The organism is Liquorilactobacillus sucicola DSM 21376 = JCM 15457, from assembly GCF_000612445.1.
Classification (GTDB): domain Bacteria; phylum Bacillota; class Bacilli; order Lactobacillales; family Lactobacillaceae; genus Liquorilactobacillus; species Liquorilactobacillus sucicola.
On the sequence record NZ_BALC01000001.1, the window covers coordinates 157497 to 171101 of the forward strand.

Genomic DNA, 13605 nt, shown 5'->3' on the forward strand with positions numbered 1-13605 from the left:
TGTGATGTGATGCCACAGAATGCAGCAAGAAAAATAGCGGTACAACCAGCAAAGAAAACAGCTCCAATACATAATCCACAACCAGAAAGAAAAACTAAGCATGTCCCGATATCGCGACTTGAAGTGGCAGTAATAACAGTGGCAAGTGTAATAACGATGTTCCTAATGGTGAGCGTGGTTTCTTCAAAAATTGCATTGTCAAAAGCACAGTATAATTTGCAAAGTATCAATCAGCGAATAACAAGCGTGCAGAATAAAAACGTTGATAAAAAACAAGAAGTGAGTGAGCTGTCGAGTCGCAGTCGATTAATGGAAGTGGCAAAAAAAGTTGGATTGACAATGAATGAACAGAATATAAGGAATGTTAATAAATGAGTCTGAAAAATAAACGACAGATAAATAGGCATAAGTCGCAATATAATAGAAAACACTTTGGCATAGGAGTTTTTTTTATTGTAGGGTTGATTTTTGTGATATTTATCGGTCGCTTTTTTTATATTGGAATTCATAAAAATGTGAATGGGGTGAACCTTCCGCAAAAAGTTGCTCAGCTTTATGCTACAAAAACAGAAGTTAAAGCCCAACGTGGTACGATTTATGATGCAGATAATCAGCCTATCGCTGAGGATACATCAACATATTCAATTTATATTGTTCTTTCTAAAAAGGCAGTTGCTTTCGGAAAAAGAGAGTATCTGGCTGATAAAGATAAAGATAGAGCTGCACGAGTTTTAAGCCAAAACTTGCCAGTTAGTTACGAAAGAATACGAAAAATCCTAGATCCTGTTGATAAGGATACATACCAAGTTGAATTAAGTAATGCTGGTAAAAATATTTCACTTGAAACGAAAAAAAGAATAGCATCTGCCAATATAACTGGAATCAACTTTAAGGAGTCAGAGGCACGACTGTACCCTAATGGAATTTTTGCTTCACACATCATTGGTATTGCTGAAAATGAAGGTGAAAAGGTTGTAGGAGTCATGGGCCTAGAGAAAGCCTTCAATAGTCAACTGACAGGCATAAATGGGGTTAGAAGTTTTGAAAAAGATATTCATGGAACCCCTATCCCCGGGAAAAAAATAAAAACGCGAAAAGCTAAGGATGGTGACAATGTCTACACGACCATTGATTCCAGACTTCAGACGTACTTAGAAACATTGATGACACAGGCACAGAATAAATATCACACTGCATCCTCCAATGCAATTCTAATGAACGCTCATACTGGAGAAATTATTGCAGCAAGTCAGCGTCCGACTTTTAATGCGCAAACAAAAGAAGGCATTGATCAAGTTTGGCGTAATACCTTGGTGGAAGACACCTTTGAACCTGGTTCTACGATGAAGGTCTTAACGTTGGCAGCTGCGATCAATAGTGGCACATACAACCCTAACAGCACTTTTAAGTCTGGAACGTATAAAATTGATGGAAAAGCAGTCAATGATTGGGACACAAACGGCTGGGGATATATTACTTACCGTGATGCTTTCGTTCGCTCATCAAATGTTGGAATGGCTCATCTTGAACAGCAAATGGGCAGTAAAATCTGGTTGAAGTATATTAAAAAATTTGGTTTACTAAAATCGACAGGTTCGGATATTCCTAATGAGGCCAGTGGAAGCATTGAATATAAGTATCCGATTGATCGGGCAAATACGGCTTATGGACAAGGCGTCACAGTAACGGGGTTACAGATGATGCAGGCTTTTTCTGCAATTGCAAATGGTGGTAAAATGGTCAAACCACAAATTGTAAAAAAGGTTGTTGATCCTAACAACAATAAAGTGATTTTGAGAAATAAAACCGATGTTGTTGGGCAGCCTATTCGAAAAGAAACTGCCAGCAGGGTTTTGGGATTGATGCAGGATGTTGTCTATGATAAAAACGGGACCGGATCAGCTTATAAGATTGACGGCTATCGCATAGGGGTAAAAACCGGGACAGCTCAGATCAGCAATTCAGCAGGAACCGGTTATCTGACGGGAGATATGAACTATGTTTTTTCTGTTGTTGGGATGGCTCCTGCTGATAACCCAAAATATGTTTTATATATCACAATGAAGCAACCCAAAACAATGGAAAATAACTCATCTTCACAAATGATAGCATCTATCTTTAATCCATTGATGAAACGAGCACTAGAGGAAGATAAAGAAACGACTAGCTCGACTCCGCAAATCAAAGTTACAGATGTTGTTGGGAAAAGCACGACCGAGGCTAAAATGAAATTGAGCGGGGCAGGTTTCTATGTGACTGCGATTGGAAATGGAAACAAAATTATCGCACAATCTGCTCCCGAAAATAGTGTGCTGCTATCAGGTGAACGAGTGATCATTCTGACAAATGGTGAGAAAACTATGCCTGATATCAGTGGTTGGTCACGAAGCGATGTGTTAAAATTATCTAGTCTATTAGGAGTAAGATTCAATATCTCGGGCTCTGGATACGTAAGTTCTCAGAGCGTAGCGACAAATAAAACACTTAATGGTGTTAAAGCCGTAAATGTACAATTAAAGTAGGAATGATGTGGTGAAAATGTTAGCAAGTAAATTGATTCAAAGTTTAAAATTCAAACAGGTGCTACCCGCTGACTATAAGGACTTTGTAGTTTCAATGGTCACACAGGATACACGAGAAGTGGTTGAAAATAGTATTTTTATTGCTATTGAGGGTTCTCAAATTGATGGACACATGCTTGTGAGCGAGGCGGTTCAAAAGGGAGCTGCACTAATTGTCGCGCAAAAAAAACTGTCTTTATTAGGGGTACCTGTAGTTTACGTTGAAAATACAAACAGGGCAATGGCAATCTTAAGTAGCCGGTTTTATAGTTCACCAAGTGAAGCAATGCGAATGATAGGTGTGACTGGGACAAATGGTAAGACAACTGTCACACACATCATTGAAGAAATCTTTCGTGAACATGGAGAAAAGACCGGTCTAATCGGGACGATGTACCGGCGGATTGGCGATAAAATTTATCCAACAAAAAACACAACTCCAGACATTATTACATTGCAGCGGACTCTAAGCAAGATGGTCGAGCAGGGGGTTTCTTCTGTCGCGATGGAAGTGTCTTCAATAGCGCTAGTTCAAGGAAGAGTCTGGGGAGTTGACTTTGACATTGCTGTTTTTACAAATTTAACACGCGATCATTTGGATTATCATAAGACTATGGCTAATTATGCACACGCCAAGAGTCTTTTATTCTCGCAATTGGGTAATGAATATAGACACCAAGGCAATAGTAAAGTAGCGGTGTTAAACATTGATGATCCTATGGGAAGAAGATTAGAGGAAGATACTGCTGCACATGTGCTGACGTACGGAATTAAAAACAGCGCAATGATCAAGGCCTCTAACGTAGTTATTCATAGTCAGGGTACGGATTTTGATTTAGAAGTATTCGGACAGAAACAGCATTTGAAAGTTAGAATGGTAGGTTTGTTTAATGTTTATAATATTTTAGCAGCTTATGCGGCAGCGTATGCCGCAGGATTGGATTCGGAAAAAATCATAGCTGCGTTAACGAACTTCAAGGGAGTTAAGGGTCGTTTACAGTTGATATCATCTCCATCAGGAGTCAGTGCCATAGTTGATTACTCACATACTCCCGATGGGCTTTTGAATGCTTTGGAGACAATTAACGATTTTGCAAAGGGAAAAGTTTTCTGTATTATTGGTTGCGGTGGTGATCGTGACCACGGAAAGCGCCCGAAAATGGCTCAAATTGCGCTGCAGTATAGTGATTATCCAATTTTTACTTCAGATAATCCACGTTCTGAGGACCCGCAAGCAATTATTGATGATATGCTGCAGGGTATTCCACAGCAAAGTGCTGTAAAAGTACTGCTCGATCGGCGAGCTGCTATCCAGTATGCCATCGCAAAAGCACAACCTAAAGACATTGTTTTAATAGCTGGCAAGGGCCATGAAGATTATCAGATTATCAAGGGTAGAAAAAATCATTTTGATGACGTTGAGGAAGCTGAAAAAGCACTGAAGAGAAGAGGGGCATTTTAGGTAATGACAGGATTAGAGATAGTAATGCCGATTATTAGCAGCTTTATCATTACAACTGCTTGTTTACCAATCTTTATTAATTTTGCGCACAAGAAGAATCAGGGACAGATGATTCGCGAAGATGGGCCTAAATGGCATGAGAAAAAGTCAGGCACACCGACAATGGGAGGTTTAGTTTTTAACAGTGCAATCGTGCTTGTTGGAATTTTACTTCCGCTTTTTACACGGGGGTTGACTGTCAGAGTTTTAGTACTTGAATTTATTTTGATTCTTTATGGCTTGCTGGGTTTTTGGGATGACTCTATTAAACTTTGGAAGAAGCAGAATGAAGGCCTTAAGGCTTGGCAGAAGCTTCTGGGACAGATTGCCGGTGCGGTAGTATTCATGTGGGTTTATCTATATGAGGGGCTGCCTCTTTCACTCAGCTTTTTTGGGTATGAAATTCCGCTAGGTTTCTTATATGTTTTCTTTGTTGTCTTTTGGCTGGTCGGTTTTTCAAATGCGGTCAACTTAACTGATGGGATCGATGGTTTGGTTGCAGGGCAAGCAACAATTGCATTCGGAACCTACGCGATCACTGCATATGTTCAAGGACAGTTTGATGTTCTTATCTTTTGTTTAGCAGTTATTGGAGCTCTTCTTGGATTCATGCTTTTTAATCACAAACCCGCTAAGATTTTTATGGGTGACATGGGTTCATTAGCACTAGGTGGTGCTTTAGCAGCTGTTTCAATCTTACTGCATCATGAGTTGTCATTGCTGTTTGTCGGGATAATTTTTGTAATCGAAACTGCCAGTGTGATGCTGCAAGTTGCCTCTTTCAAATTGACGGGTAAAAGAATTTTCAAAATGAGTCCCATTCATCATCATTTTGAATTGTGCGGTTGGAGTGAATGGAGAATTGATTTGACTTTTTGGGCAGTCGGCATTGTTGCAGGAGTAGTCTTTTTGTTGACGAGTATATAAGATATTTGATGAGATATAAGATAATGTATAAGGAAGTCCTTGAGAATGAAAAAAATTACAAATTATAAAAACATGCACATACTCGTAATTGGGTTAGGCAAGAGTGGGCTTAATGCAGCCAAGCTTTTGAATAAACTAGGCGCACGGGTGACAGTTAATGATTTGAAAAAACCGAAAGATGCGAAAATCGTTGCTGATCTTGAAAGTACAGGAATAAAAGTTGTTACCGGAAGCCACCCCTTAAGTCTTTTGCAAGGAACCGAGCTAATTGTTAAAAATCCTGGCATCCCATATTCAAATGTATTAGTTAGCGCTGCAGTGAAACAGAAGATACAAATTATTACTGAACCAGAATTGGCATACGAGATACTTGAAGCTCAAATGATTGGCATTACTGGGACAAATGGCAAAACAACAACAACCACGATGATTTCCCTGATGCTAAACCAAGGCCGTGAAAAGGGACATGCATATGTTGCTGGCAACATTGGAGTTCCTGCGACTCTTGTTGCTCAAAAAGCAACTTCGGATGATGTCATGGTCAGTGAACTATCAAGTTTTCAATTGCTGGGAATCACCAAATTGCACCCACATATTGCTGTGTTAACTAATATCTATGAAGCTCATACAGACTACCATGGTTCGCGCGAAAATTATGTCAAAGCAAAAATGCGTATCACAATGAATCAAGATGAAAATGACTTCTTTGTAGTAAACTGGGACTCCAAGGAATGGCAAAACCTGAGTAAACAATCACGAGCAAAGGTTGTTCCCTTTTCACGTCAAGACAAGATCGAAACAGGAGCGTATGAAAAAGACGGTTTTTTGTATTTCCGCGGCGAAAAAATAATGGCTGCTGCTGAGATAAGAGTTCCCGGAGCACATAATGTTGAGAATGCACTAGCAGCATTGACTGCTGCCAAACTGATGGGACAAAGCACAGAAAGTATCGTGGAGGTTTTGAAAACCTTCTCTGGCGTGCGTCATCGAACACAATACGTAACTACATTGAATAAACGCAAATTTTACAATGATTCGAAAGCAACGAACATGGAGGCAACAGAAAAGGCATTATCAGGATTTAAAGCGCCGATCGTTCTGTTGGCGGGAGGACTCGACCGTGGGTTTACCTTTGAACGATTGATTCCGTATTTTAAAAATGTACGCAGTTTGATTGTTTTTGGAGAAACAGCGGATTTGATGGCGAAGGCAGGCCAAAAAGCTGGTGTGAGTGAGATTAAACACACTGAGAATGTTGTCACCGCTGTTCCATTGGCTTATGAAATGAGCATGAGGGAGATATCATTCTCTTATCGCCAGCGTGTGCAAGTTGGGATCAATACCCAACTTTTGAAGTTCGCGGAGATATGTATATCAATGCAATTGAACAACTGGCTAAAAAAGTGGAGGCAAGAAAATGAGGTTATTAGTTTCAGGTGGCGGAACAGGTGGACATATTTATCCGGCACTTGCTTTGATAGACGCTGTAAGAAAAAAGGAGCCATCTACCGAAGTGTTGTATGTTGGCACTCATAAGGGATTAGAAAATAAAATAGTTCCAGATGCAGGGATACCATTTAAGACAATTCAAATTCAAGGATTTAAACGTTCGTTATCACTTGAAAACTTTAAGACAGTTTATTTATTTTTAAAAAGTGTGCGTACTGCAAAAAAATATTTGCGAGAGTTCAAGCCTGATGTTGTTGTAGGGACGGGCGGTTTTGTTTGCGGAGCGGTAGTTTATGCAGCAGCCAGAATGGGAATTCCCACCTTTATCCATGAACAAAACAGTGTTGCCGGAGTTACAAACAAATTTTTAAGCCACTTTGTCGATAAGATTGGTATCTCATTTACAGAAGCTATTAACAATTTTCCAGCTGAAAAAGTTGTTTTTACAGGAAATCCGCGTGCACAGCAAGTTGCTGGAATGAAGCCTAGTGGTCGACTTAAAGAATACGGCTTGGAGCCAGCTAAAAAAACAGTCTTGATATTTGGTGGTTCTCGTGGAGCAAGAAGAATAAATGAGGCCACGGTTGAATCTTTTTCCTTTCTAAAGGACAAAAGCTATCAAATCCTTTTTGTGACCGGCAGTGTCCATTTTGATAAAATCAAAAACATGATTGGCACTGATATTCCAAAAAATATTGTAGTTGAGCCTTATATACCGGATATGCCTTCAATTCTGCCAGAGATTAGCTGCATTGTTGGACGAGCTGGGGCAACAAGTCTTGCAGAAATAACTGCTTTAGGACTCCCATCTATCTTGGTTCCAAGTCCATATGTGACTAATGATCATCAAACCCATAATGCTCAAAGTCTTGTTAGCGTTCATGCTGCGGAGATGATCAGAGAAAAGGATTTGGATGGGAGAGTCTTGGCAGATACAATTGATAAATTGATGTCAGATGATGAACTGCAAAAAGCGATGGGTGAAAATGCCAAAAAAGCTGGAACGACTGATGCAGCGGACAGGATAACCAAAATTTTAGAGCAGCTGATTACTGAAGCACACAAGTAAAAGAAAAAGAGGGGGTGCGAGATGAAAAAATTAAGGCGTTCCAAGGTTAAATCTCAAAGAAATGCCCCCCTTACTCCTTGGGAAAAGGCGCAACAAGAACATAAGCAAAAATTGAAACATGAAAAGCATCATTTTTTTAAAAAAGATCGGATTGGAAACAAACTTCCAAGTTTAGTCAGACAACGGAGAAAAATTCTTAGACGACGCCTGATAGTAAACCTTGTTATTTTCGCAGCACTTGGTATAGCTGCCTTGTACTTAATACTTCCGATAAGTAAGGTGCAAGAAATCAAAGTGACAGGAGTGGATAAGCTTACTGAGGAGGCAATTGTTTCAGCTGGTGAAATACGCAAAGATAATTTGGTACTGGGCGTCTTGCTGAATGAGAAGAAGATAAAAGCTAGGGTTAGTAAGAAGGTTTCGGAAGTTAAAAGTGTCAGACTTATGATTGAAGGAACAACGGTCAACTACAGAGTGAAGGAATATCCAATTGTTGGTTATGTTGCAAAAGAAGGTAAATACTACAGTTTGAACGATTCAGGTAAAGTTTCAAAGATCTCGCGTGACCAAGCCCAGGGGGCTTATCCCCTTTATTACAAATTTAATAATCACCAAAAATTGGAAGCTTTAGCACGGCAGGTAAACCGTCTTTCACCTAATCTACGCAGTGCAATATCTGAGATCCACTATACACCGACAAATGTGAATGATGAAAAAATCAGGGTTTACATGAATGACGGTAACGAAGTGATCGCGTCTATTTCGACTTTTGCCAAAAAAATGGTCTACTATCCCGATATTAAAGGAAAAGCAAATAATAAAATACTTATCGATTTTGAAGTAGGCGCATACTCATATCCTTTGAAGTAAAACTACTTGTTGAATATAATTAATTTAAGTATTTGAGACGCGAGAAGTGTATTAATAGGAAACAGTGTGGTAAAATTTAAATAATCAAATTGAGTAATTTCTTACCATATAAGGTTAAATCAAATTTAAGAAAAGGGGGGCTCTATTGATGGAAAATTCTGGAATATATGTTGGTCTCGACATTGGGACTACCTCGATCAAAGTAATCGTTGCAGAACATATAAAAGATCAGATGAACATCATCGGGGTGGGGAGTGAACGTTCAGACGGTTTAAGTCGCGGTGTTATCGTGGATATTGACCGTGCTGTTAGTGCAATTAAGAAGGCGATTCAGCAGGCTGAACAAAAGGCAAACATCCAGATATCAAAAGTAACAGTTGGAATTCCAGCAAATCTTCTGGAGATCGTCCCTTGTAACGGAATGATTGCTGTAAGCGACGAAGCTGGAAGTTCAAAAGAAATTGACGAAGACGATGTTTATCGTGTAACCGAGGCGGCATTGGTTCAAAAATTGCCTCCTGAAAGAGATGTAATTGATATCATACCGGATGAGTTTATTGTTGACGGATTTGACGGAATAAAAGATCCCCGGGGAATGATAGGTGTTCGGTTAGAAATGAATGGAGTTGTCTATACTGGACCCAAAACAGTGCTGCATAATACAATGAAGTGTGTTGAAAAAGCAGGACTGCATGTTGAAGGAACTGTTGTTTCGGCGTTGGCACTTTCAACAACTGCTTTAAGTGATGGTGAACAGGACTTTGGAGCTGTCATTATTGATATCGGCGGCGGTCAAACCACTGCGGCGGTCGTGCATGACCATAAGTTAAAGTATACATATGTTGACCAAGAAGGCGGCATGTTTGTTACGAAAGATATTTCTGTTGTTTTGAATACTTCGCTTGAAAATGCGGAAAAAATCAAACGCAACTATGGTTACGCAACGAGCAGCCTGGCTTCGAAGGATGATGTATTCCCAGTAGAAGTCGTGGGAAAGGTCGACCCTGTTCAAGTAAGCGGGGAGTATCTAAGTGAGATTATTGAGGCGAGAATGACACAAATTTTTGAAAAGCTAAGAGATGCGTTGGAGGGGATTAGGGCTTTGCAGTTACCAGGCGGAGTCGTTCTTACTGGCGGACTTGCTGCACTTCCTGGGATGAAAGAATTGGCAGAAGACATATTTGATGTAAACGTTAAGGTATTTATTCCACAGCAGATGGGTCTCAGACACCCGTCATTTTCACAGGCTATCGGCTTGATTAAGTATGTTATGCAGCAAGGTGAGATTGAAAAGATTGTTAAAAGTACCATTACTGATGGAGACAGACGCAACATTTCGAAGGAAAGTGACAATGTTGTAACCCTTAATCCAAAAGTTGAAGAGACGGGTACTAAGAAGAAAAATGATACAGATAAAAAAAGCAGTGCTTTTGACGGTGTTAAGAATTTCTTCAGCACATTTTTTGATTGATTTATAAATTGGAGGGAAAGCGTAATGGAATTTTCACTAGATGCAAATGAAAATACGGGTGCAACAATTAAAGTTATTGGGGTCGGCGGTGCTGGTGGCAATGCTGTGAATCGTATGATCGCTGATGATGTTAAAGGCGTTGAGTTTATTGTTGCCAACACGGATGTGCAAGCTTTGAAAAGCTCTAATGCTGAAACCAAGATTCAGCTTGGGCCGAAATTAACAAGAGGACTTGGTGCGGGTTCAAATCCAGAGATTGGAAATAAAGCTGCACAAGAAAGCGAAGAATCAATCGCTGAGTCACTAAAGGGCGCTGATATGATTTTTGTTACCGCTGGAATGGGAGGAGGCACCGGTACCGGTGCAGCGCCTATTATTGCTAAAGTAGCAAAAGAGCAAGGCGCTTTGACAGTAGGGGTAGTTACTCGTCCATTTAGTTTTGAAGGCCCTAAACGTGCACGTTACGCAGCCGAGGGCGTTGCTCAGATGAAAGAGCACGTTGATACTCTGGTTATTATTGCTAATAATCGCCTGTTGGAAATTGTTGATAAAAAGACACCAATGCTTGATGCATTTAAGGAAGCAGATAACGTCTTACGCCAAGGTGTTCAAGGTATCTCTGATTTAATTACATCACCAGGATATGTTAATCTGGATTTTGCTGATGTTAAAACAGTGATGGAAAATCAGGGTTCTGCTTTGATGGGGATTGGTTCCGCAAATGGTGAAAATAGAACAGCAGAGGCAACTAAAAAGGCTATTTCCTCACCTTTACTTGAGGTTTCGATAGATGGAGCAGAGCAAGTTCTGTTAAACATCACTGGTGGACCGGATTTGAGTTTGTTTGAAGCACAAGATGCTTCTGATATTGTGGCACAGGCTGCAACGAGTGACGTCAATATTATTTTTGGTACCTCGATCAATGAGGATTTGGAAGATACGGTTGTTGTAACTGTCATTGCAACAGGGATTGATAAAAAGAAAAGGGAGCAGTCACAAAGACGCAATCGCTTAGGCTCTTTAGATGATAAGAATCCTCGCTCCACGAGTACTGAGCAGGAGACACAGGCCAACCCAAGTTCGTCAGATCCGTTAAGAGATTGGGATTTGCGGCGTGAAATTTCTGGGGAACGCAAAGTCAATCAACCTGAACGACAAGATGAGTTTCAGGGTGTTGAAAAGAAAAAGTTTGATATTTTCAAGATGGATACTGCTAAAGAAAAGAACGAAAGTGACGATGATGGTCTGAATACACCGCCTTTTTTCCGTCACCGTCGTAAGTAACAAAAAGAAACATTGATGCGATAGGAGGAGTGAAAATGGCTCTTGGTGAGAAAATTGGACGTTTTTTTGGAATGTCTGATGAAGATGAAACGTATCGCTCAGATAATTATTATACAAACGAAGATGAAGAGTTGGCAGATGCTGCTAGAAGTTCAAAGATTGTCTCGATGCATGCAAAAGGAAAAGAAAAAGTGGAAAAAAAGATTGCTTTATTTGAACCAAGAATATATTCTGATGTTAAAGTTATCGCCACTCGTCTGTTGAACGACCAAGCTGCAGTTGTTAACTTTCAAAGGATGGATGAACAACAGGCTCATCGTGTCGTAGACTTTTTGACAGGAACGGTTTTTGCAATTGGCGGGGAAGTCCAACGTATTGGAGAACAGATTTTTTTATGTACTCCACATGGGTTTGTTGTTGAAGGAAATGTAGCTGCTGAATTTTCTGATAATGATTTTTAGCTGATTAAGGGGTTAATTAATTGATAATAACTATTTTTGATCGTTTATTCGAACTATACTCATTAGCAATCGTAGCATTTGTGCTAATGTCTTGGTTTCCAGGTGCTTACCAGACAAAACTAGGTCAATTTCTTGGTCGAATATGTCAGCCGTACCTAGGTTTTTTTGATAGGTTTATTCCACCGCTTGGTGGCATAAGTTTTTCACCAATTGTAGCTTTGGTTGCATTGCAGTTTATTAAATATGGTTTTGATCTTGTACTTATTTCGTTGTTGAATCTGTGGTCGATAGTTTTTTAAGTGGGATGTATAATGAGTGAGGATAGTGTTTATCAACATTTTAGAAAAGAAGAAGCGACAGTTATCGATGAGATCCAAGATGTACTGGAGAGGGTTAGAAATGAGTACCGACCGATTTTGACTCGTTTTTTCAATCCGCGTGAGCGTTTGATTGCGTCTTCTTTGTTGCGGAATGATGAGATCAAAATGAAAAGTTTTGGATTAGCTCCTAATGCTGAGAGAAAGAGAGTTTTGTTCTATCCCTCGTATTATGAGCCCGACCAAGCTGATTTTGAGATCGCATTGATGAGAATAAATTATCCGACTAAGTTTGCCGCGCTACAGCATCGACAAGTTTTGGGAACACTGATGAATATTGGGATTAAACGGGATGTTATCGGTGATATCATGAGCGATGGTGAACAGTGGCAAATTATTGTTGATGCACAGATGGCAGACTATATCCGTCTGCAAGTTGATCATGTTGGTCGCATTAAGGTCAGCATGACAGTTGTTCCTGATAACCAACTAGTTTCGTCGCGTGACGAGTGGTTAAGCAAACAACTTTCCGTTAGTTCATTAAGGATTGACGTCTTGATTGCAGGTGTCTATAATCTTTCGCGTAAACAGGTGAAAGACTTGCTGCAGGCACAGAAAGTGCATCTTAATTGGATGTTGGTTGAAAAGCCGGATGCAGAACTTGGAAGAAAAGATATTGTTTCTGTCAGAGGCCATGGCCGTTTTAGGATGGATTATGTACGCGGTGTTTCAAAAAAGGGTAGAATAAGGTTGGATGTTTCTGTTTTAGAAAACTAATACATAATTGGAGGTGTTGGGGATATGACATTGACCCCATTGGATATTCATAACAAGGAATTTCGTGTTAAGTTGCGTGGGTACGATCAAGATGAAGTTAATGATTTTTTGGATCAAATTATAAAGGATTATGAACTCAACTTGAAGGAAAATGAGCATTTAGCGGAAAGTCTTAAGCAAGGTGAAGAAAAGCTTAAGTATTTCAATGATTTGAAGAATTCTTTGAATCAATCAATCATTGTTGCTCAGGAAGCAGCTGATAAGGTTAAAGCAAATGCGCAACGCGAAGCTGAAATTATTAATCACGAGGCCCAAAAACAAGCTCAAGATATAGTTGATGATGCAAATGAGAAGGCACGTCATATAGTTGATGATGCATCTCAAAAGGCTAAACGTCTAACAGTTGAGACTGACGATCTTAAGAAACAAGCCCGAATTTTCAGGCAGAAGCTTCAAGTTATGATGGAATCACAATTGGAGGTCGTTAAGAGTAGCGAGTGGGACGAAATACTCAAACAAGGTGATACTAGCAACTATGAGGCTATTCAAGACGCAATTCGACGAAATGAAGACCTTGACAAGCAGGCTGCAAAGGAAGTACAATCAGTTTCAAATAATGTTTCAAATGTAAACGCTAGTGATGAGATTGACGATCAAAAGAAAGCTGTTGTGATTTTCCCTGAGGAAGATGAAAATGACGGACAGCATTTTGATGAAAATGCTGGTGTCAACGAAAATAATTGATTTAAAAGAACATGTCCGTGTAAAAAATGTCTTAGCGAGTTGACGATATGGTGGAAGGTCAATGATCTAATTTTAGGCGGGTATCATCTTTTTAGATATTGGGCTGAATTCAATTCAGTAAGTTCAATCGGTTCATCGCCGTTATTCAATGTTTGAGTCGGGCTGTGGTGAGAA

The 13605-nt window shown here is 39.8% G+C and carries 12 protein-coding genes and 1 pseudogene; all 13 read left to right on the forward strand.

Going from position 1 to position 13605, the window contains the following annotated elements; translation table 11 throughout:
- Positions 1 to 9 precede the first annotated feature (9 nt).
- A complete protein-coding gene (ftsL, locus tag JCM15457_RS00845) occupies positions 10 to 375 on the forward strand; it encodes a cell division protein FtsL (protein ID WP_034986644.1) in 366 nt (121 codons plus the stop codon).
- On the forward strand, positions 372 to 2522 hold the full coding sequence (locus JCM15457_RS00850) for a penicillin-binding protein (RefSeq protein ID WP_034986646.1): 2151 nt from the start codon (positions 372 to 374) through the stop codon (positions 2520 to 2522). Before ftsL ends, JCM15457_RS00850 begins: the two co-directional genes overlap by 4 nt.
- Positions 2523 to 2538: 16 nt before the next feature.
- On the forward strand, positions 2539 to 4023 hold the full coding sequence (locus tag JCM15457_RS00855) for a UDP-N-acetylmuramoyl-L-alanyl-D-glutamate--2,6-diaminopimelate ligase (protein ID WP_034986648.1): 1485 nt from the start codon (positions 2539 to 2541) through the stop codon (positions 4021 to 4023).
- 3 nt (positions 4024 to 4026) lie between these two features.
- The gene (gene mraY / locus JCM15457_RS00860; RefSeq protein WP_034986650.1) at positions 4027 to 4989 is read left to right on the forward strand and encodes a phospho-N-acetylmuramoyl-pentapeptide-transferase; all 963 of its coding nucleotides are present in this window, start codon (positions 4027 to 4029) and stop codon (positions 4987 to 4989) included.
- A 45-nt stretch (positions 4990 to 5034) separates the two neighbouring features.
- Positions 5035 to 6410: pseudogene (gene murD, locus JCM15457_RS00865) on the forward strand (UDP-N-acetylmuramoyl-L-alanine--D-glutamate ligase).
- Positions 6407 to 7507 (forward strand): undecaprenyldiphospho-muramoylpentapeptide beta-N-acetylglucosaminyltransferase, encoded by a 1101-nt coding sequence (gene murG, locus JCM15457_RS00870; RefSeq protein WP_034986652.1) that lies wholly within the window; start codon positions 6407 to 6409, stop codon positions 7505 to 7507. The pseudogene murD and the gene murG overlap by 4 nt, the downstream one beginning before the upstream one ends.
- Before the next feature lie 21 nt (positions 7508 to 7528).
- Positions 7529 to 8377 (forward strand): cell division protein FtsQ/DivIB, encoded by an 849-nt coding sequence (locus tag JCM15457_RS00875; protein ID WP_034986654.1) that lies wholly within the window; start codon positions 7529 to 7531, stop codon positions 8375 to 8377.
- Between the two features lie 148 nt (positions 8378 to 8525).
- On the forward strand, positions 8526 to 9848 hold the full coding sequence (ftsA, locus tag JCM15457_RS00880; RefSeq protein WP_034986656.1) for a cell division protein FtsA: 1323 nt from the start codon (positions 8526 to 8528) through the stop codon (positions 9846 to 9848).
- A 24-nt stretch (positions 9849 to 9872) separates the two neighbouring features.
- Positions 9873 to 11132: a cell division protein FtsZ gene (gene ftsZ / locus JCM15457_RS00885; RefSeq protein ID WP_034986658.1), complete on the forward strand. Its 1260-nt coding sequence runs from the start codon at positions 9873 to 9875 to the stop codon at positions 11130 to 11132.
- A 35-nt stretch (positions 11133 to 11167) separates the two neighbouring features.
- A complete protein-coding gene (locus JCM15457_RS00890) occupies positions 11168 to 11593 on the forward strand; it encodes a cell division protein SepF (protein ID WP_034986661.1) in 426 nt (141 codons plus the stop codon).
- Positions 11594 to 11613: 20 nt separating this feature from the next.
- The gene (locus JCM15457_RS00895; protein WP_034986663.1) at positions 11614 to 11892 is read left to right on the forward strand and encodes a YggT family protein; all 279 of its coding nucleotides are present in this window, start codon (positions 11614 to 11616) and stop codon (positions 11890 to 11892) included.
- Between the two features lie 12 nt (positions 11893 to 11904).
- Positions 11905 to 12687 carry a YlmH family RNA-binding protein gene (locus tag JCM15457_RS00900; RefSeq protein ID WP_034986664.1) on the forward strand — a complete coding sequence of 261 codons (783 nt, stop codon included), beginning with the start codon at positions 11905 to 11907 and terminating at the stop codon, positions 12685 to 12687.
- Between the two features lie 24 nt (positions 12688 to 12711).
- Positions 12712 to 13431: a DivIVA domain-containing protein gene (locus JCM15457_RS00905; protein ID WP_034986666.1), complete on the forward strand. Its 720-nt coding sequence runs from the start codon at positions 12712 to 12714 to the stop codon at positions 13429 to 13431.
- Positions 13432 to 13605 lie beyond the last annotated feature (174 nt).

Excerpts from the sequence above, each read along its gene's own strand:
- ftsL (WP_034986644.1), top strand. The coding sequence starts at position 10 with ATGCCACAGAATGCAGCAAGAAAAATAGCGGTACAACCAGCAAAGAAA.
- JCM15457_RS00850 (WP_034986646.1), top strand. The coding sequence starts at position 372 with ATGAGTCTGAAAAATAAACGACAGATAAATAGGCATAAGTCGCAATAT.
- JCM15457_RS00855 (WP_034986648.1), top strand. The coding sequence starts at position 2,539 with ATGTTAGCAAGTAAATTGATTCAAAGTTTAAAATTCAAACAGGTGCTA.
- mraY (WP_034986650.1), top strand. The coding sequence starts at position 4,027 with ATGACAGGATTAGAGATAGTAATGCCGATTATTAGCAGCTTTATCATT.
- murG (WP_034986652.1), top strand. The coding sequence starts at position 6,407 with ATGAGGTTATTAGTTTCAGGTGGCGGAACAGGTGGACATATTTATCCG.
- JCM15457_RS00875 (WP_034986654.1), top strand. The coding sequence starts at position 7,529 with ATGAAAAAATTAAGGCGTTCCAAGGTTAAATCTCAAAGAAATGCCCCC.
- ftsA (WP_034986656.1), top strand. The coding sequence starts at position 8,526 with ATGGAAAATTCTGGAATATATGTTGGTCTCGACATTGGGACTACCTCG.
- ftsZ (WP_034986658.1), top strand. The coding sequence starts at position 9,873 with ATGGAATTTTCACTAGATGCAAATGAAAATACGGGTGCAACAATTAAA.
- JCM15457_RS00890 (WP_034986661.1), top strand. The coding sequence starts at position 11,168 with ATGGCTCTTGGTGAGAAAATTGGACGTTTTTTTGGAATGTCTGATGAA.
- JCM15457_RS00900 (WP_034986664.1), top strand. The coding sequence starts at position 11,905 with ATGAGTGAGGATAGTGTTTATCAACATTTTAGAAAAGAAGAAGCGACA.
- JCM15457_RS00905 (WP_034986666.1), top strand. The coding sequence starts at position 12,712 with ATGACATTGACCCCATTGGATATTCATAACAAGGAATTTCGTGTTAAG.